We start from the raw sequence: 18,845 nt of genomic DNA, 5'->3' as shown, positions 1-18,845 counted from the left end.
ATGGGAGGAGAACAAGCAATGCCCAAAGACAGTGGCATCGGAGCCAGTTCCAAGCGGCGTGAAGACGTACGCTTTCTGACCGGAGCAGGCAATTACACCGACGATATCAACGTACATGGTCAGGCCTATGTCCATTTTCTGCGGTCTGATATCGCGCATGGCCGGATCAAATCCCTGGACACTTCGGCGGCCGAAGGCATGCCGGGCGTGGTCAAGGTTTTTACCGGCAAGGATTTCGAAGGCGTGGGCGGCATGCCCTGCGGCTGGGAAGTCACCGACAAGCACGGCGCGCCGATGCAAGAGCCCCCTCACCCCATTCTGGCGCAGGGCAAAGTGCGCCATGTGGGCGACCCGATCGCGGCCGTTGTGGCCGACAGCCTTGAGCAGGCCCGCGACGCGGCCGAGGCCATCGAGGTGGATATCGAGGAACTGCCCGCGGTGATCGACATGAAAGCCGCCGCGCAGGATGGCGCGACCCTGGTCCATGACGATCTGAAGAACAACATCTGCTATGACTGGCAGCTGGGCGAGGCGGACGACGCCAAGGTGAACGAGGTGTTTGCCAACGCGGCGCATGTCACCACGCTGGAACTGGTGAACAACCGTCTGGTTGCCAACCCGATGGAACCGCGCGTGGCCGTGGCGCAATACAGCCGGGGCACGGATGAATACACGCTCTATACCACGTCGCAGAACCCGCATGTGATCCGGCTGCTGATGTGCGCCTTCGTGCTGGGCCTGCCCGAGCACAAGGTCCGCGTCGTGGCGCCGGATGTGGGCGGCGGTTTCGGCACCAAGATTTTCCACTATGCGGAAGAGGCGTTCTGTACCTTTGCCGCCAAGGCCTGCAACCGTCCGGTCAAGTGGACGGCCAGCCGGTCCGAGGCGTTCATGTCGGATGCACAGGGCCGTGACCATGTCAGCAAGATCGAGCTGGCGCTGGATGCCGACAACAATTTCGTCGGGCTGCGCACCAACACATACGCCAATCTGGGTGCCTATCTGTCCACCTTCTCCAGCTCGGTCCCGACCTGGCTGCACGGTACGCTGATGGCAGGCAACTACAAGACGCCGGTCATTCAGGTGAACGTGAAGGCGATGTTCACCAATACAGTGCCGGTGGACGCCTATCGCGGCGCAGGCCGCCCCGAAGCGACGTACCAGCTGGAGCGCGTGATCGACAAGGCCGCGCGCGAACTGGGCGTGGATCCGATCGCGCTGCGTCGGCAGAACTTCATCACGCAGTTCCCCTACGACACGCCGGTGGCACTGACCTATGATACCGGGGATTACAACGGAACTATGGACAAGCTTGAGACCGCCGCCGATCTGGCAGGTTTTGCAGCGCGGCGCGCGCAAAGCGAAGCCAACGGCAAGCTTCGGGGCTTGGGCATCAACTGCTATATCGAGGCCTGTGGCATCGCACCTTCCAACATTGTCGGCATGCTTGGGGCCCGGGCGGGCCTTTATGATGCAGCAACGGTTCGGGTGAACGCCACCGGTTCGATCAGCGTCATGGTCGGCGCGCACAGCCACGGGCAAGGGCACGAGACGGCCTTTCCGCAAGTGGTGGCCGACATGATCGGCATCGACGAGTCGATGGTCGAGATCGTGCATGGCGATACATCGAAAATCCCGTTCGGCATGGGCACATATGGTTCGCGTTCGCTGGCGGTCTGTGGCTCGGCCATGGTCAAGGCGACCGAAAAGGTGATCGACAAGGCCAAGAAGATCGCCGCCCACCTGCTGGAAGCGTCCGAGGCCGATATCGAGCTGAAGGACGGTCAGTTCAGCGTTGCGGGTACTGATAAGTCAGTGGCCTGGGGCGATGTGACCCTGACGGCCTATGTCCCGCACAACTATCCACTGGAAGTGGAGCCCGGGTTGGAGGAAACCGCGTTCTATGATCCGGCCAACTTTACCTTCCCGGCAGGCGCCTATGCCTGCGAAGTCGAGGTTGATCCGGAAACCGGTCAGGTCAGCATCGAGAAATTCACTGCGGCGGATGACTTCGGCAACATCGTTAACCCGATGATCGTGGATGGTCAGGTGCACGGTGGTATCGGTCAGGGCATCGGGCAGGCGCTGCTTGAGAACTGTGCCTATGACGAAAACGGCCAGCTGCTGAGCGCGTCCTTCATGGACTACGCGATGCCGCGTGCGGATGACGTGCCATTCTACGGTGTCGACCATTCCAGCCAGACGCCGTGTACCCACAACCCCTTGGGCGTGAAAGGCTGCGGCGAAGCCGGCGCGATCGGCTCACCGCCTGCGGTGGTCAACGCGGTGCTGGATGCGTTGAACTCGGGTGGAAGGGCTATTGATCATATCGACATGCCGATGAGCCCGTCACGCGTTTGGACGGCGATGCAAGGTTGAGAGGTTAGAGTGCGAGGGGCCAGCCCCTCGCGCTCCCCGGGATATTTATAGCCAGATGAAGGGCGGATCAGCGCCTTTCGGAAAGGAAGAACGAAATGTACAGTTTCGAGTTTGAGAAACCCTCGACCATTGCTGACGCGGTTGCAGCACTGGCCGCCGAGGATGCGCAGGCGTTGGGGGGCGGACAGACGCTGATCCCAACATTGAAGCAACGGTTGGCGGCCCCGTCCAAGTTGGTGTCGGTCAGCGGAATTCCCGAGATGCAAGGCGTTTGCGTCGAGGATGACGGATCGGTTTCGATCGGTGGCGCGACGCCCCACGCAGTGGTGGCCCGCGAGGCCGCGGGATCGTATCCAGCGCTTGCAGCGCTGGCCGGTCAGATCGGCGATCCGGCAGTCCGCAACCGCGGGACGATTGGCGGTTCGGTTGCCAACAATGACCCTGCGGCCTGTTATCCGGCAGGGGTATTGGGATCAGGGGCGACAGTGGTGACCAATACCCGCCGGATTGCCGCCGATGACTTTTTCCAGGGAATGTTCACGACGGCGCTGGATGAGGGTGAAATCATCACATCGGTCCGTTTCCCGGTACCGCAAGCGGCGAGCTACCAAAAGTTCCTTCAGCCAGCGTCGCGATTTGCGCTTGTCGGGGTCTATCTGGCCCGCTTCGCAGACGGAGTACGTGTCGCTGTAACCGGCGCGAGCGAGGACGGCGTTTTCCGGTGGTCAGAGGCTGAACAGGCGCTGAACAAAGAATTTCGCCCTGATGCCCTCATGGACCTGCGCGTGAACCCGGTGAACATGATCGCTGATCTACATGGCAGCAAGGAGTATCGAGCCCATCTTGTTTCCGTCATGACCAAACGCGCGGTTGCAGACTGCCAATAGGCCGTCTTAGAGAACTCGAAAAGCCTCGGTGTGATCCGGGGCTTTTTGACCCTGAAGCACGACCACTTTCCCATTGGGGCGAACACAGATTGCGATGCAATCGCCGGCTGCCCGCGCAAGGGCCGCTGCTATTTCAGTCTCGGAAGCATGACAGAATGCCGTTGAAAGCGCGCCTGCTGTCGCAGCATCCGGGGCCTGGACACTGACCGTTGACCGAAGCGGTGCGTTTTCGCCCATCGGGTCGATGATGTGAGCACCGCCGGACCGCAGGCGCATGACGCCGGGGCTGGACGTAGCGATGGCGCGGTCTTTCAAATGCGTGGCTTCGTCAAGCCCGTGCACTGGATCCGAGACACCCAGCAGCCACTGACGGCCACTTGCATAATACTCTCCGATATTGACCAGAACCTTTTCCCACCCGGCCTTGCGCAAGGCGCGAACGACCAGATCAGTAGCAAAACCCTGAGCGGTGCGGTTCCAATCCCTGCATTTTCTCACGCGCGACTGCCAAAGCAGCACCCATGACGGATTCATGCGCGATCCGCACCATTGCCGTCGCCTTTGTAACCCCGTCCAAATACACCAATGACGACCCGCTTGCTGTATCGCCGTACGGGGTTCCGACAACGATGGAATCCGAGAACGAAAGGCCCCTGTATTGCTCGAGGAATTTGTGGAAGGGGGCCTTTCCCAGCCCTGAAACAAAAATCGGTTCGTTATGTTCGATCAACTGCACGTCAAGAAAACGCCCTTCAAGATCCAGCACGATCAACATGTTGATCGGTGCGCCGGAAAAACCGGGCAATGGCGCCAGGGGCTCCGATTCAAAGACATAGCCTGCATCGGCCCCGCCGGAGTTCAGCAGACTGTAGACGCCGTTCTCGTTCAACGCCGGCCCCAAAGAGAAAGGCGCGCGAATATGGGATTCGATATCTTCGCGCGACAAAGGTTCGGCCAAAGCCGCCAGGCCACTGAAAAGCAGCATCAGAATGCCTGCGAGTACGCGCATGTTCGAAAGACTAGCTTTCTGCCCTTCGCTGGAACATTCGATGAAAGTCCTAAGTTCCTGCCGCGGCCCTGTGACAGCCTTTTATCCAAGGTTGCAACAGCAAGGAAATTGACCCTGGCGGGTGATGCGGCCCTCGCCGGTCCGGTGAGCAAACTGTCACCACAGCAGCCAGAGGTGGCGGAAGTACGGGGTATGCGGGCAGTCGATAGGAGACAGACTTGGTTCTCCGTTCAGTACGGCATCGACCCCGGGGTAATATTGGGGTTTTTCATTTCAAAGGCTACGGTCTGAAAAAAGAACAGGCCGCCCAGTAGGGGCGGCCTGACCTGTTTTTTTTGAGCTTATGCCTTATTCAGCAGCCTGCGTGCTGCTGGCAGAGTGCTTGTCACGCTGACTGTCGCGGAACAGCGCCTTGGCCAGCGATACGCACATCAGACCCATCACCACGGTGAACGGAAGCGCACCGATGATCATGGCATTGCGCAGCGCGTCCATCGGGTTGTTTTCACCGGCCGCCAGGATCAGCGCGCCGATTACCGCCGTCAGGATCACACCCCAGATGATGCGGTGCTTGATACCGGTTTCCTGGCTACCACCCGACATGATGGTGTTCATCACCAGAATACCCGAGTCAGCCGAGGTCACCAGGAAGGTCATGATCAGGATCACGCACATGATGTTCAGCATGGACAGAAGCCCACTGTCGATCATGTAGGACAGGGTTACGAACAGCTTGTTGGTGTTCGATGCTCCAATGATCGCACCTTCCGCCGCGCCTGCCAGTTCCAGATCGATCGCTGTGCCGCCCAGAACGGTCATCCAGGCAAAGCATACCAGCGCAGGTGCGAACACGCAGCCCAGAATGAACTCACGAACGCTGCGCCCCTTGGAGATACGCGCCAGGAACAGACCCACGAAGGGCGAGAATGCGATCCACCATGCCCAGTAGAAGGTAGTCCAGCCTGATTGCCAGCCGAACTGACGACCTTGCTCACCCGCAGCATAGGCCGCAGCCAAGGTTGCTTCGTCCAACTCGGCTGCTGCACCTTCCAGACCGCTTTTGAAGCCGTCGAAGCTGCCCCAGGCATTGGTCGCGCCTGCCATCAGGTCTGCGGCATGTGCTTGCGCCTCGGCCGGCAGGGCCGCTGCGAATGCTTCGGCCGACAGCGGGCCATAGGCGTTAAAGCTGAGCGACACGAAGTGCAAAATGTAGTCGATCATCGCAGTGCCATAAGTGGTCATGGCAAAGACAAACGAACCGAAGACCACGAAAGTGCCCAGCAAGATGATCGACAACACCAGGTTCAGGTTGGACAGGTACTTTACACCTCGGCCAACACCGGAAACCGCCGAAATGATCGACAGACCCATGATGACGACCAAGCCTGCAATCAGACCAACCTTGCTGGGGGTCGGCACCTCGCCGCCCAGATCCATGATCCACTGCATGCCGGTGATGGCATAGAGGCCGTCGATGAACTGGCTGACGCCAAAACCGATGGTTACGGACACGCCGAGGATCGTTGCGACAACGCCCAAAACGTCGACCACGTGGCCGAAAAAACCATTGACGAAACGGCCAAACAGCGGAGTCAGCGCCGAGCGGATCGTCAGAGGCATGTCGCGTGTATAAGCGTAATACGCCAACGACAGACCGGTCACCACGTAGATCGCCCAGGCGTGGAAACCATAGTGCAGGAAAGTGAAACGGTAGGCCGATTGCAGTGCCTCAGGCGTGTTACCTTCGACCTCACCAGAAACGACAACCGGGTTAGATCCCCAGAGACCCAGCGGTTCTGCTGTCGCAAAGACCATGAGACCGACACCAAGACCGGCACCGAACATCATGGAAAACCACGAGAAGTTCGAAAACTCGGGCTTTTCCCCCGGCGTTCCCATGATCCGGCGACCCGTGGACGGAATGATCGCAACAACGGCCAGGAAAAAGAAGAAAAAACCGACAATGACGATGTAGAAGCTGTTGAAGACTTCCAGCAACTGGCTGTTCAGGCTGCCCAACGTGCTGTTTGCATTCGCAGGGAAAACCAGGGCCCACAGGACCAGCCCGACCATGATGGCCTTGCTGATCAGGGCAATTGGGACGCTGTAGTTTTCATAGAATCCGGAATCAGCCGTTTCTATTTCAACGTCCGTGAAAGGTTCGGGTATCGACATATCGCGCGTTCCTCCTCGAGTGTGTCGTTTTTGTTCTTCTGGAAAAAGTGCAGGAAACCATCGCGTTGCACGACGCGGACAATCATGCACGATGCGCAAACCGATGGTGAGTTGTGTTCAGCCCAAACTTGGGCTTGCAGTAACAACGCGTGCTCCCATTACGTTTCTTACTGCAGATCTCCTCCGGGTTATTCGCTGCCAGCCGACATCCCTGGTCCTAGTTATAAGTCAGCATGTCTTTAAACATGATCTCAGCGTCGTAAGTGGTTATTGGGCTTCCAGTTTCGAAACACCTATAGCATGGGTTAAGTGTTCTAATTTGAGAATCCGACACTTCGATTACGTGAAACGACTAAAAAACTCACTCGTTTTCCATGTTAGCGAGAACAGTGCAATGCTATGAATTGCGGTAGCCATCATACTGTCTATAGCTTCAGGACCAGTTTCTCGGACTTGGCCCGTGAAACGCAGGTGCACAGGAATTCGTGGCTTTCCCGCTCTTGCGGTGTCAGTATTCCGTCGCGGTGGTCGACCTGACCTGACACTACGTCAACAATGCATGACCCGCACAACCCTTCAGAGCACCCGAAATCGACCTGCACGCCGTTGTTTTGCAATACTTCGAGAATGGTTTCCTCCTTTCCGACCGGGTAGACCGCGCCGGTTGACTGAATTTCGACCCGGAATTCGGCGTTTGTGTCGTGCTCGATATCAGATGCGGCTGCAAATCGTTCAAAATGGATGGCACCGCCGCGCAAGGATGCACTTGCTTCGAGAACAGCATTCAGCATCGGTTCAGGTCCGCAGGTATACACATCCGCACCCATCGGCGTCGATTGCATGACCGATGCAAAATCAAACTGACCGTCAGTATCATCGCAGTGCAAATGATACCATTCATCCAATCCAAGCGAACGAAACTGCGCATCCATCGCGGCATATTCCCTTGACCGTACCAGGTAATAAACCCGAAAATCCTGCCCTCGGTTCAACAGTTCCCGCGCCATTGCCACCAGCGGCGTCGCCCCAATACCGCCTGCAATCAACGTGACGTGCCGATCGTGACTTTCGAGTTTGAAGTGATTGCGCGGCCCACCGATTTCGACCATCGACCCATCTTGCAGCGCGTGCATCGCCACCGAGCCGCCACGCCCTTCATCTTCGCGTTTGACGGCGACATTGAGTACGCGGCCGTCCTGGCTCCAGCTCCACAGTGAATACTGCCGCACCAGATCGTCGGCCAGATGGATATCGACATGTGCGCCAGGTTGAAGACTTGTGAAGCGGCCGTTTTCGATTTCAAAGCAAAAATCGGACGTGTCCGGGCTCAGCTGTGTTTTGCGCACGAGGCGGGCAACTTGTGTATCCATCACACATCCTGTTCGTTCTCGGTCGACTTTGGTCCTGTACCCGATCGCAAACAGCAGGAAAAAAACATAGATTTCAATTGCAAAATTTCTCACATTCGGATGAATGTAGCTCACCTCTGTCTCTTGAGCCACGCAGCAGCCATGTCACGACGCCACTATAATCTTCCACCCCTTACGACTTTGTCGGCCTTCGAGGCCGCCGCGCGGCATCTCAGTTTCAAAGAAGCGGCCGGCGAACTGTCGGTTACGCCGGGTGCTGTCAGCCACCAGATAAAAGCGCTGGAAAGTGAACTGGGTTCAGCGCTGTTCGTCAGAAAACACAGGGGCGTGGAACTGACCGAAGACGGCCAGGACCTGTTCGAAGTGCTCGGCTCGTCGTTCCGGCAGATATCGAAGATGCTTGAAAAGATTCGCAGCGGGGATTCCGAAAATCCGGTGACGGTCGGGTCAACTACCGCTGTGGCGGCTTTGTGGCTTTCCCCGTCGGTCATCCGGTTCTGGCAGGACTACCCGCACGTAAAAGTGAACCAGATGGCACAGGACAAGCCATTCTCGGACAGACCGGATATCGACTTTTTCATCCGCTACGGTCGTGACGTGAACTCGCAGCTGAACCATACCAAACTGTACCGTGATACTCTGACGCCGGTCTGTAGCCCCGAGATGGCCCTGGAACTGAAGGGGGCAAGCCTGGACGACCTGGTCGAACGTCGCCTGATCCACCTTGAAACGCAGGACAACACCTGGACCACCTGGCCATCTTGGTTTCACGACCTTGGATACACCGGAGTTGTACCGGTGCAGTCGCGCGTGAACAGCTATGCGTTGGCGTTGCAGTTGGCCCGGAAAGGGGCCGGGCTTGCATTGGGGTGGAAACGCTTGATCCAGCCCATGCTGGCATCAGGAAAACTTGTTGCGCTGGCAGAATTCAGCCTCCCTGCCCCGAACAATTTTTACCTCGTCGGTCGCCCGGACGACCAGCTGACAGAAGGTGCCCTGGCGCTGAAAAACTGGTTGCTGGATGAATTGTCCGGGGGTTCGGTTTAGTCTGCCTCAATCGGCCATTAGGTTTTTTGGTATTGAATGAAGCCGGCTCGACCGGCCAATGGGGGAAACGTTCAACCCATTCCGAATTACTCAGGAGCAACCGATGAACAAGCATTCAACGCTTTCGTCTGTTCTGACCCCGGTAAACACCGCCAAGGGCCTGCCGAACGAGCACTATGTCGATCCCGATGTCTTTGCCGAGGAACGGGAGACGGTCCTGTTCGCGAACTGGTCGGGCATCGGTTTTGGCAAGGACATTCCCGAAGCAGGTGATGCCTTTCCGATCGACTTTCTCGGCATGCCGCTTCTGATGGTGCGCGACCGTGACGGACAGATCGGCGTTTTCCAGAACACCTGCCGCCATCGCGGAATGATTTTGGTCGACAAGCCGCAGAAAATCCGCGGCGCGATCCGTTGCCCTTATCACAGCTGGTGTTACGGCCTGAATGGCGAGCTGCGCACTGCGCCGCATGTCGGTGGCCCCGGACAGAACACGCATGAAGATCTGGACTTTGCTGAACTGGGCCTGATCCGCATTCGTTCCTATGTTTGGCGCGATGTCGTCTTCGTGAATGTGGATGGCAACGCCCCGGACTTCGAAGAGGTTCATGGCGAACTGATGGAACGCTGGAAAGATTTCGATCAGCCGATGTATCATGGCGGTGCCGGCGCGTCTGTCCGGCTCGAGCTGGAGTCGAACTGGAAACTGGCGGTCGAAAATTTCTGCGAAAGCTATCACCTGCCTTGGGTTCACCCGGGCCTTAACAGCTATTCGCGTCTGGAAGACCACTACAACATCAATGAACTGGGCAAGTACTCGGGTCAGGGCACCTACGTCTATCGTCAGTTCGAAGGTCAGAACGGCGAGAAACTGGATGACTTCCAGAACCTGAGCGAAAAGTGGAATGAAGGGGCGGAATACATCGTCGTGTACCCGAACACCTTGCTGGGTGTTCAACGCGACCATGGCTTTGCCTTCATCATCGATCCGATCACCCATGAGCGGTCGAACGAAAGGATCGAGCTGTACTACGCCAAAAAACCGGAAGACGCACCCGAGCACGAAGCGTTGCGCGCAAAGAACGCGCAGCTTTGGAAAACCGTTTTCGAAGAGGATGTATTCGTGGTCGAGGGCATGCAGAAAGGCCGTCATGGCGTCAAATTCGACGGTGGTCGCTTTTCGCCCGCGATGGATGGCCCAACGCATTGTTTCCACCACTGGGTGGCCACTCAGATCGAAAAAGCCCGTGCCGAGGCATGAGCGGCTTTCCGGCCGGACCATGGGCTGAGGGCGCCACGGATGCGCCCTGCTCTGTCATTTGCAATCTGGAACATCGCAGATGCGGGCGATGTTCCGCGATTGCGGAAAGACGCATGCGGCTGCGTGTGATGGGTTAATCAAGGGACGGTTCGCATCGTTGATGGCGTCAAAAAATCAGGATTCAGGCGCAAAAAGGTAGAAAGCGTATGATTGCGTACAAACCAACACACTTCGCGTTTCCGGTAAGAGGCTGACCTTGGATCTGCGAGAACTCGACAAGCAACTGTTGCAGGCTCATGCGGATAATGATGTGCCTGCGCTGATCCGGCTGTACCACGAAGCAGCCGACAGGGCCGAACAAAACCAGGATCTCGACGCTGCTTGTTTTTACCTTACACATGCGTTTGTGTTCGCGCTGGAATACGGTGCGCCCGAAGCGGATGAGTTGAACCGAAAACTGTACGAACGCGGCCGCGTCCATCGTTTGGTGTTCTGACGAAATCGGTGTAGTTGGGGTATCGTGCTGGCAAAGAGACAAAGCATGACCCATTTCACCTTTCTGTGCCTCGAAGATTTCCCGCTTGCTGCCCTGTCCATGGCCATCGACCCGCTGCGCGTGGCCAATGAGATCAGCCGCAGCGATGGTCTTGGCTGGACTGTCGTATCGGAAGATGGACAACAGATTATGTCCAGCTCACGCCTCAGCATCAACCCTGACAAGGCATTGTCCGAGGTGGAGGAAACCGACGTCGTGCTGGTCTTTGCCGGGGCCTCGGCCCGGTTGAAGGATCGCAAGGCTTCGGGCGGAGCGCTGCGGCGGCTTTTGTCCCGTGGCGCGCGGATCGGTTCGGTCAGCGGCTCACTTTTTGCGCTGGCGGAAGAAAAGTTCTTCGATGGTTACAGCTGTAGCGCACATTTCTGCTATACCGCTGCTTTGAAGGAACAATTCGACAGGGTGAACCTGTGTGACACGCTCTATACGATAGATCGCAACCGAATGTCCTTTGCCGGGACTTCAGCGGTGTTCGAATTCATGCTGGGCGTGATATCGGACGAGGTGTCCGATGCAGTTGCCGTCGAAACCGCCTGCTGGTTCCAATACGCGACTTTGCGTGATGCGGATACGTTGCAGGTTTTGCCGGGCTACAGCAAAAATCAGACCCGCAATGCCCTGCCGCGCCCGGTTCGACGGGCCATCGAGTTGTTTGCAAACAACATCGAAAACAAGATCTCGATCGAGCAGGTTTCGAAACGCGTTGGCATGTCCATCCGGCAATTGGAGCGGCATTTCAAGAAGGAAACCGGGATCAGTCCCGGAGGGTACTATCGCAGGCTGCGACTGGATGCGGCGCGGCAGAAGCTGCTTTACACCGACCAGTCTTTGCAGGAAATCGCGCTTTCGGTCGGGTATGACAGCGCCAGTTCGTTTTCAAGCAACTATCGGCGCGAATTCGGTCTGCCGCCGACTCAGGAACGCAAGGAACGAAGCCGCGGCGCCAGACACGCGGCTTTGTCCTTTGGGCACCGTCCTTCACAGGGCCCTGGCCACCTCGATCAGCATGTGGTGAACTGAAATCGCATAGCTGCGTGGTGTGTAGACCGAGAAATCCGTTCCCGCCTCATTGCAGCGCAGCAGGCACCCCACATGGTGGATTGCAGTGCGGTTGAAAGCTCCGGCCTGCATCTGCTCGACATCCAGAACGGTCAGGCGTTGCAACAAGCCTGTGGCACCCTGCCCGGTCATGTCGATGCGTGTGAACGCGTCAGACTGATCGGTCACCGACGCCATGCCGGCCAGCTCGGCTTCCATACGCCTGGCCAACTCCAACGGGCCTGCAAAAGCTTCCTCGCAAAGATACTGATCCGGGCCCAGCCAGTGCAGGTTTCTGGTTTCGCCCTTTTCCCATTGCCCCGCCTCAGGCGCAGGGGTTCCGCAAACGGTTTGAAGTTTGGCTTTGACGGCTTCCTCCTGTCCCAGCCGGGCCGAGACGGATGCCAGTGCCACATCCCCTCGTTCCTGAAAGGTCAGAGGTCCGACCACGTTCCGTTTTGGTTCGGTGCCGCCAATGGCGGTCTTGGCAACAAAATCACGCACGGAGCCGTTCTCCTTCGGGGTCAAGGAAATGCGCGCTGACAAGCGTCGCTTTGATGTTGGTGTCATCCACCGGGCTGACAATCTGTACGGTGTCGCCCAATCGCTGCGCCCCGCGTTTTACAAAGGCCAGGCCGATGCTGCTGGACAGGTGCGGCGAATAGGCAGCCGATGTGACATAGCCCAGATCGTTTTCCGGCACGTGCGGCGCATCTTCGTCGAACACATGGCCGCCGGCCAGCACGGTATCGGCAGTGTTGACCGGCTGAATGCCGACCAAAGCCAAGCCATCCGGATCCGTCAGAGCTTCGCGTGCGCTGAGCGTCGCACCGATACTGTCTTTCTTGGCCGAGACCATGCGCCCCATGCCCAGGTTGTGGGCGCTGGTGGTTCCGTTCAGTTCGTTTCCGGTGGCGTGCCCCTTTTCGATACGCAGAACACCAAGCGCTTCGGTGCCATACGGCGTTACGCCAAAGGGTTCCCCAAGCGCCATCAAATGTCGGATCAGCGCGTCACCGTAACGGGTTGGCACGGCCAGCTCATAGGCCAGTTCACCCGAGAACGAGATACGGAACAGCCGCGCCGGGATCCCCCCGGCAATGGTCACCTCGCCACACGCCATGAAGGGGAAACCTTCGTTGCTGATGTCATAGCCGTCATCAACGACCTTTTGCAGCAACTCACGGGATTTCGGGCCCGCTATGGCATATTGTGCCCAGGCGTCGGTGGTCGAGATCATTTGCACATCCATGTCCGGAAACAGGCATTGGCGCACGAACTCCATGTGGCGATAGACACCAACCGCGTTTGCGGTTGTCGTGGTTACCACAAAGTGATCCTCGGCCAGGCGGGCGGCGGTGCCGTCATCCATGGCTATACCGTCTTCGCGCAGCATCAGACCATAACGGGTCTTGCCCACCGGCAGTTTGGCAAAGCCGTTGCAATAGATCTTGTTGAGGAACTCTGCCGCATCCGCGCCCTGCACGTCGATTTTGCCCAGCGTGGTCACGTCGCAGACGCCGACACCGCTGCGTACGGCCAGAACTTCGCGATCCACGGATTCGCGCCAATGGGTCTCACCAGCCTTGGGGAACCACTGCGCACGCAACCAGGGGCCCACCTCGACGAATACCGCGCCCTGTTCTTCGGCCCATTGGTGGCTGGGCGTCAGTCGCGTCGGTTTGAATTCTTTCCCGACCGAGCGCCCGGCCCAGGCCCCCATCGCCACCGGCGTGTAAGGTGGCCGGAAGATGGTTGTGCCGGTTTCGGGAATGCTCTTGCCGGTGATCTCGGCCATCGCGGCCAGCGCGCCGACATTCGCGGTTTTGCCCTGATCGGTCGCCATGCCAAGGGTGGTATAGCGTTTCAGATGCTCGACACTGCGGAAGCCTTCCTGTTCGGCCAGTTTGACGTCCTTGACGGTCACGTCATTCTGGAAGTCCAGCCAGGCGCGGCCTTTGCCGGGCACGTGCCACAGCGGGGTGATACGGATCTCATCATCCTCAGCTTTCGGCAGGTCGACCGGGCAGGCCCTGATCCCCAGCCCGTCAAGCGCCGCAAGTGCCGCATTGGTGCCCGAGGCGACCGCCCCGTGGCTGGTCAGGTTGCCAGCGGCGGCACCGGCGACAACCATACCCTTCGGCGGTTCGGCCGGCGGGATGAAGGTTGCAAGCGGTTCGAACCATTGCGGGCGACCGCGTTGGTGGCATGTCAGTTGCACATTCGGATTCCACCCACCCGAAACGCCCAGACCGCTGACTTCGATGGGGCGGGTCTGACCGTCGGCCATCTGCACGGTGATCGATTTCAGCCCCAGACGACCCTGCGCGTTGGTCACATGCGCCCCGGCCAGCAACTCACACTCGGCGATGCGCGGAGCATCGCGGCGCGGGTCGATCACGGCAACAACCTTGATCCCGGCTTTGATCAGATCCTGAGCGGCGCGGTGTCCTTCATCGTTGTTGGTGAAGATTGCCACGCGCTGGCCCGGCGTCACAGCCCAGCGGTTTGCATAGGCCCGCATCGCGCCCGCCAGCATTATGCCCGGTCGGTCGTTGTTTTCGAAAGCAATCGGACGTTCGGTAGAGCCGGCACAAAGCACCGAGTGTTTCGCGTAAATGCGCCACAGAATCTGGCGTGGTTTCCCCGCCTCGGGCACCGCAAGGTGATCCGAGACCCGCTCAAGCGCGCCGTGAATGCCGTGATCATAGGCGCCGAACACGGTGGTGCGCGTCAGAAGGCGCACATTGTCCATCGACGCCAGCTCTCCCAGTGTCTGCGCGACCCAATCCGCATTCGAAATGCCCTCGAACCGGTCACAGTCAGACAAAAGACGCCCACCCATCCGGCTGTCTTCGTCGGCCAGAATGACCCGCGCGCCAGACCGCGCCGCCGTCAATGCTGCGATCAGGCCGGAAGGACCGGCACCGATAACCAGGACATCGCAATGCAAATAGCCTCTGTCGTAGATATCCGGGTCAGCCTCCTGCGTCAGGCTGCCCAGACCGGCCGCCTTGCGGATCATCGGTTCATAGAGCTTTTCCCAGAACGCCTTGGGCCACATGAAGGTCTTGTAATAGAAACCCGCCGTCAAAAACGGTGAGAGCCGATCATTGCTCGACAGCGCATCGAAGGCGAGCGAGGGCCAGCGGTTCTGCGATGTCGCCTCGAGCCCGTCGAACAAGTCGACCGTGGTCGCGCGTGTGTTGGGCTCCTGACGGTTGCCCGTGCGCAGCTCGACCAGCGCGTTGGGCTCTTCCGAGCCCGAGGCCAGCACACCGCGTGGACGGTGGTACTTGAACGAGCGGCCAACCAACCGCACGTCATTGGCCAGCAGAGCCGAGGCCAGCGTATCACCCTGATAGCCTTCGTAGGATTTGCCATCGAAGGTAAAGCGCAGCTTTTTGGACCGGTCGATCAGACCGCCCTGCAAACGATTGTTCTGGGTCATTTTCCCCGCCCCGTCTTGCGGGCTACATCCCGCGCCAGTTCTGTTGCCAGAATTTCATGGGTCAGCGTGTCGCGTGTCACAACAAGCCACGAGCGGTCGCCCTGCTCGTGAAACCACAACTCGCGGTGGGTTCCTGCCGGGTTGTCGCGCAGGTAGAGATAGTCGTGAAACTCAGCGGCGGCCGTGTCGGATTGCCAGTCGGGCCGATTGATCAGGCTCGCGTCGCCCAGATAGGTGAATTCGGACGCGTCTCGCGGGCCAAGCAGTGGATGATTGATGATCATGTGCGGGCCTCCTCAGTGCAGGTTGGGCTGTGCGCCCACACCTTTTTCGTCAATCATCCGGCCGGTTCTGAACCGGTCCAGCCGATAGGCAGTTGCAACGTCATGCGGTCGGTCGGTGGCCATAAGATGCGCGAAACAAAAACCAGATGCCGGCGTTGCCTTGAACCCGCCATAGCACCAGCCACCATTGAAGTAGAGCCCGTCAATTCCGGTGTGATCTATGAATGGCGAGCCATCCATCGACATATCCATCACGCCGCCCCACATTCGCAACAGGCGCGCGCGACCGATCATCGGCATAAGGGACATACCGCCTTCGGCCACGTCCTCGACCACAGGCAGGTTGCCGCGTTGCGCATAGGTGTTATAGCCATCGATATCGCCGCCAAAGACCAGACCGCCCTTGTCCGATTGGCTGACATAGAAATGTCCGGCACCATAAGTGATCACCCCGTCAAGCACCGGTTTCAGCCCTTCGGTCACAAAGGCCTGGAGCACATGGCTTTCGATCGGCAGGCGCATCCCTGCCTTTGCCATTACGCGCCCGGAAGACCCGGCAACCGCCACGCCCACCTTCTTGGCGCCGATGTAACCTCGTGTGGTTTCGACGCCCAGCAGTTTTCCGTTTTCGATGCGGAACCCGGTGACTTCGCAATTCTGGATGATGTCGACCCCCCGTTGATCCGCGGCACGGGCATAGCCCCAGGCCACACCGTCATGACGCGCCGTACCACCGCGGCGATGCAACAGACCGCCCTTGATCGGAAACCGCGCATCGTCAAAATTCAGGAACGGATACATCGCGCGAACGCCCTCTGCATCCAGCAGTTCCGCCCCAGAGCCGGTGAACATCATCGCGTTGCCGCGGCGACGATACGCGTCACGCTGCGCGTCCGTATGACAGAGGTTCAGAATACCGCGCTGACTGACCATCGCATTGTAGTTCAGGTCCTGTTCAAGGTTTTCCCACAGCTTCAGCGACAGCTCATAGAATGGCTGGTTCCCATCCAACAGGTAATTGGCGCGAATGATCGTTGTGTTCCGCCCGACGTTGCCGCCACCGATCCAGCCTTTTTCCAGAACCGCCACCCTGGCGGCGTTGTGTTCCTTGGCCAGATAATATGCCGTCGCAAGGCCATGACCGCCGCCGCCGATCACGACGAAATCATAGCTTGATTGAGGCTCGGGATCGCGCCATGCCGGTTTCCAGCCCCGGTGCCCGTTCAAAACCTGCCGCATGATCGCGAGTGCCGAATACCGCATGAATTTGTGTCCTTAACCCTCAGTGCGCCGAAGCATCATGTGCCGCCGGGAAAGCCCCAGTCACGACGTAATCCGTCACGGAGTTTATCGGTTGCGACAATTTTCAGGCCGGTATTCGGTTTGATTGTCGCGCCACCTGACGGTTTTCCGGTGCACGCATCACGGGCCGGCACAGTCATCGCGCGAAGAACGCGATGCCAACCATCCGGCCGATCTCCGGTTGCCCACCAAGACCTCGGCGTTGCAGTTGCAAGATAAATCGCAACGCACCTGTCTAGCGGGGATCAGAACCGCAACAATTCAAGCGTATGCCCGGCGGGCAGGTCTTCGATCTCAGCCGGTATGATCGCCAACCCGTCTGCCTGCGCCAGCAAGGCAACACGGCCGCTATAGGAGGGTGCCATCAGACGCACTTTGGGAAGGCCATCGGGCGAGGTGCCGTCAATCTGGACCGGACGATACTCCTGCCGGCCCGCGTGACGCTGCGCGGGTTCAGCCAGCACGGCCTGAACAGGTATCTGAGGCCTGTGGCGCAGACCCGCACGGCGCGCCATCATCTGCGATCCGATTATCTGCCATGTCACATACGCCGAAACAGGGTTGCCCGGCAGACCAACATAGAGAGCATGCCCGCGCCTCCCGAATATGACCGGTTTACCCGGTTTCATCGCCACTTTCATGACATCGGTTTCGCCGCCGATCTCACTGAACAGTCTGGGCATGTGGTCTTCATCCCCAACAGACACCCCCCCGGTTGTAACGATCAGATCCGAGGCATCGCACGCCTCGCGCAGAACCTGTTCCAGACGGGTCGGGTCATCCACGACCGGCCCCCGGTCGGTCAGTTCGATCCAGGGTTTTTGCAACAGCGCCAGCAGCATAAATCGGTTCGAGTTGTAGATTTGGCCGGGGCCAAGGGGCTCACCCGGTTGGCGCAGTTCGCTGCCTGTCGAAAAGATCGTGACCTTCAGTTTTCGGAACACCAGGACCTCGCCGTACCCGGCGGATGCCAGGGCTGCCACCTCACGCGGTCCAATTTCACAGCCGCCTTGCAGGACCAGCCCCCCGGCACAAAGATCTTCTCCCGCGCGCCGGATATGCTGGCCGGGTTTCGGGCGTCGGCTGAAGCGAATCCTGTCGTTCAGAAGATCGCAGTCTTCCTGCATCAACACGGCATCGAATTCAGGCGGCACCGGAGCGCCCGTGAAAATGCGCAAAGCGCTGCATTCAGGGGCATCATGGTCACCGCAGTCGCCCGCAGCCACGCGCCCGGCGATGGGCAGTTCGAACACCGGCCCATCGCCCAGATCACCGGTGCGGATGGCATAGCCATCCATGGCAGAGTTGTCGAAGGCAGGCATGTCGACCTTGCTGGCGCAATCCTCGGCCAGAACCCGGCCTATCGCCTGTTCCAGCGGCAAAATCTCGGTTTCTGCAACAGGATCGGCGACGGAAAGACCGCGCTGAAGGGCGTCATCTACAGTCAGATACATGTGGGCGCGGCGGTCACAGGCGCATCCATCAGCCATTTTGAGTCTCCGAAAACATAAAGGGTCCTGCGAATCCCGGCTGTTCGGCCGGATCGAGATTGGGCAGGCCGGCCTTGACCGCTTCCAAATCCGAGTTGGGATCACCAACGGCCGGCAGCGTGCCCACGCCATGCCGACCATGCGCGGCGCGACCTATGCCGTCACCGCCTTCTTTTCCGGACGACAAATCCGGCTCGGGTTGGCCGCAAAGCTCAAATACGCGCGCGCAGTCAGAGCCCATGCCAAGGGTGGACGTTACGGTGGGCCCTCTCGACGACCTCTTGAAGCCCACGGTATCCCAGGCAGGGATTGGTGCAGATAGCGTCAGCCAAGTGTTCATCCGTCCCTCCGGAGTTCAGGCCGCCCGGCGGGACCCCCCCCAGCAGGTCAGCCGAAACGCTGATCATCACCGGCAAAAGGAAGCGATGGCTTTTGTCGCACAGTCCGGCCGGAAATTCCCGGCCAATGGACAGCACGGCGGGTTAACTGTCATTGACATAGGTCATGATCCGCTGTTCGGGCGCTCCATCGGGAAGGGTACATTGCCGCCTCTGTTGGTTCCGCAGGAATTGAAATCACACCCGCAGCGTTGCGCTGGC

The 18,845-nt window shown here is 58.9% G+C and carries 16 protein-coding genes; 6 read left to right on the top strand and 10 right to left on the bottom strand.

From position 1 onward, the window contains the following. Positions 1-18 precede the first annotated feature (18 nt). Both AC2FFD_RS13245 and AC2FFD_RS13240 read left to right on the top strand, forming a co-directional pair. Positions 19-2,379 carry a xanthine dehydrogenase family protein molybdopterin-binding subunit gene (locus tag AC2FFD_RS13245; RefSeq protein ID WP_496873291.1) on the top strand — a complete coding sequence of 787 codons (2,361 nt, stop codon included), beginning with the start codon at positions 19-21 and terminating at the stop codon, positions 2,377-2,379. A gap of 95 nt (positions 2,380-2,474) precedes the next feature. Further along, entirely contained in the window at positions 2,475-3,266 is a 792-nt protein-coding gene (locus AC2FFD_RS13240; RefSeq protein ID WP_496873290.1) for an FAD binding domain-containing protein, read from the top strand. Between the two features lie 6 nt (positions 3,267-3,272). Here the strand turns inward: AC2FFD_RS13240 and AC2FFD_RS13235 are convergent, their stop codons facing one another. From AC2FFD_RS13235 to AC2FFD_RS13220, 4 genes are all read right to left on the bottom strand, one after another. Further along, on the bottom strand, positions 3,273-3,764 hold the full coding sequence (locus AC2FFD_RS13235) for an FAD:protein FMN transferase (protein ID WP_496873289.1): 492 nt from the start codon (positions 3,762-3,764) through the stop codon (positions 3,273-3,275). After that, positions 3,715-4,275, bottom strand: a complete 561-nt coding sequence (locus AC2FFD_RS13230) for a hypothetical protein (protein WP_425079567.1) — start codon at positions 4,273-4,275, stop codon at positions 3,715-3,717. The genes AC2FFD_RS13235 and AC2FFD_RS13230 overlap by 50 nt, the downstream gene beginning before the upstream one ends. A gap of 348 nt (positions 4,276-4,623) precedes the next feature. Then, positions 4,624-6,450, bottom strand: a complete 1,827-nt coding sequence (locus AC2FFD_RS13225; protein WP_425079566.1) for a BCCT family transporter — start codon at positions 6,448-6,450, stop codon at positions 4,624-4,626. 425 nt (positions 6,451-6,875) lie between these two features. Next, positions 6,876-7,820, bottom strand: coding sequence for a PDR/VanB family oxidoreductase (locus AC2FFD_RS13220; RefSeq protein ID WP_170345449.1), 945 nt, complete (start codon positions 7,818-7,820; stop codon positions 6,876-6,878). Between the two features lie 141 nt (positions 7,821-7,961). Between AC2FFD_RS13220 and AC2FFD_RS13215 the strand changes: the two genes are divergently transcribed. The 4 genes from AC2FFD_RS13215 to AC2FFD_RS13200 all read left to right on the top strand — a co-directional run bounded on the left by AC2FFD_RS13215 (position 7,962) and on the right by AC2FFD_RS13200 (position 11,701). After that, entirely contained in the window at positions 7,962-8,867 is a 906-nt protein-coding gene (locus AC2FFD_RS13215; protein ID WP_496873288.1) for a LysR substrate-binding domain-containing protein, read from the top strand. Positions 8,868-8,970: 103 nt separating this feature from the next. Continuing rightward, positions 8,971-10,128 (top strand): aromatic ring-hydroxylating oxygenase subunit alpha, encoded by a 1,158-nt coding sequence (locus AC2FFD_RS13210; RefSeq protein ID WP_496873287.1) that lies wholly within the window; start codon positions 8,971-8,973, stop codon positions 10,126-10,128. Positions 10,129-10,384: 256 nt separating this feature from the next. Next, positions 10,385-10,624, top strand: a complete 240-nt coding sequence (locus AC2FFD_RS13205; protein WP_257601386.1) for a hypothetical protein — start codon at positions 10,385-10,387, stop codon at positions 10,622-10,624. A 45-nt stretch (positions 10,625-10,669) separates the two neighbouring features. Next, complete coding sequence (locus AC2FFD_RS13200; protein WP_496873286.1) at positions 10,670-11,701, top strand: GlxA family transcriptional regulator; 1,032 nt, start codon at positions 10,670-10,672, stop codon at positions 11,699-11,701. Here AC2FFD_RS13200 and AC2FFD_RS13195 read toward each other — a convergent pair. From AC2FFD_RS13195 to AC2FFD_RS13170, 6 genes are all read right to left on the bottom strand, one after another. After that, positions 11,660-12,223 carry a sarcosine oxidase subunit gamma gene (locus AC2FFD_RS13195; protein ID WP_496873285.1) on the bottom strand — a complete coding sequence of 188 codons (564 nt, stop codon included), beginning with the start codon at positions 12,221-12,223 and terminating at the stop codon, positions 11,660-11,662. The two genes, AC2FFD_RS13200 and AC2FFD_RS13195, sit on opposite strands and share 42 nt — an antisense overlap. Continuing rightward, positions 12,216-15,170 (bottom strand): sarcosine oxidase subunit alpha family protein, encoded by a 2,955-nt coding sequence (locus tag AC2FFD_RS13190; RefSeq protein ID WP_496873284.1) that lies wholly within the window; start codon positions 15,168-15,170, stop codon positions 12,216-12,218. The genes AC2FFD_RS13195 and AC2FFD_RS13190 overlap by 8 nt, the downstream gene beginning before the upstream one ends. Further along, positions 15,167-15,454 (bottom strand): sarcosine oxidase subunit delta, encoded by a 288-nt coding sequence (locus tag AC2FFD_RS13185; RefSeq protein ID WP_171119335.1) that lies wholly within the window; start codon positions 15,452-15,454, stop codon positions 15,167-15,169. Before AC2FFD_RS13185 ends, AC2FFD_RS13190 begins: the two co-directional genes overlap by 4 nt. A 12-nt stretch (positions 15,455-15,466) precedes the next feature. Continuing rightward, positions 15,467-16,717: a sarcosine oxidase subunit beta family protein gene (locus tag AC2FFD_RS13180; RefSeq protein ID WP_496873283.1), complete on the bottom strand. Its 1,251-nt coding sequence runs from the start codon at positions 16,715-16,717 to the stop codon at positions 15,467-15,469. Positions 16,718-17,001: 284 nt separating this feature from the next. Continuing rightward, a complete protein-coding gene (locus AC2FFD_RS13175; protein ID WP_496873282.1) occupies positions 17,002-18,246 on the bottom strand; it encodes a molybdopterin molybdotransferase MoeA in 1,245 nt (414 codons plus the stop codon). After that, a complete protein-coding gene (locus AC2FFD_RS13170) occupies positions 18,239-18,586 on the bottom strand; it encodes a hypothetical protein (protein WP_496873281.1) in 348 nt (115 codons plus the stop codon). The genes AC2FFD_RS13175 and AC2FFD_RS13170 overlap by 8 nt, the downstream gene beginning before the upstream one ends. Positions 18,587-18,845 lie beyond the last annotated feature (259 nt).

It is taken from the genome of Ruegeria sp. YTSC002, from assembly GCF_059609845.1.
Note: the sequence above shows the minus strand (reverse complement) of the source record. Positions and strands in the feature narration are given on the sequence as shown.

Coding starts and splice junctions, on each gene's coding strand:
- AC2FFD_RS13220 (WP_170345449.1), bottom strand. CDS start 7,820: ATGGATACACAAGTTGCCCGCCTCGTGCGCAAAACACAGCTGAGCCCG.
- AC2FFD_RS13245 (WP_496873291.1), top strand. CDS start 19: ATGCCCAAAGACAGTGGCATCGGAGCCAGTTCCAAGCGGCGTGAAGAC.
- AC2FFD_RS13210 (WP_496873287.1), top strand. CDS start 8,971: ATGAACAAGCATTCAACGCTTTCGTCTGTTCTGACCCCGGTAAACACC.
- AC2FFD_RS13230 (WP_425079567.1), bottom strand. CDS start 4,275: ATGCGCGTACTCGCAGGCATTCTGATGCTGCTTTTCAGTGGCCTGGCG.
- AC2FFD_RS13240 (WP_496873290.1), top strand. CDS start 2,475: ATGTACAGTTTCGAGTTTGAGAAACCCTCGACCATTGCTGACGCGGTT.
- AC2FFD_RS13200 (WP_496873286.1), top strand. CDS start 10,670: ATGACCCATTTCACCTTTCTGTGCCTCGAAGATTTCCCGCTTGCTGCC.
- AC2FFD_RS13190 (WP_496873284.1), bottom strand. CDS start 15,170: ATGACCCAGAACAATCGTTTGCAGGGCGGTCTGATCGACCGGTCCAAA.
- AC2FFD_RS13175 (WP_496873282.1), bottom strand. CDS start 18,246: ATGGCTGATGGATGCGCCTGTGACCGCCGCGCCCACATGTATCTGACT.
- AC2FFD_RS13180 (WP_496873283.1), bottom strand. CDS start 16,717: ATGCGGTATTCGGCACTCGCGATCATGCGGCAGGTTTTGAACGGGCAC.
- AC2FFD_RS13225 (WP_425079566.1), bottom strand. CDS start 6,450: ATGTCGATACCCGAACCTTTCACGGACGTTGAAATAGAAACGGCTGAT.
- AC2FFD_RS13170 (WP_496873281.1), bottom strand. CDS start 18,586: ATGAACACTTGGCTGACGCTATCTGCACCAATCCCTGCCTGGGATACC.
- AC2FFD_RS13215 (WP_496873288.1), top strand. CDS start 7,962: ATGTCACGACGCCACTATAATCTTCCACCCCTTACGACTTTGTCGGCC.
- AC2FFD_RS13185 (WP_171119335.1), bottom strand. CDS start 15,454: ATGATCATCAATCATCCACTGCTTGGCCCGCGAGACGCGTCCGAATTC.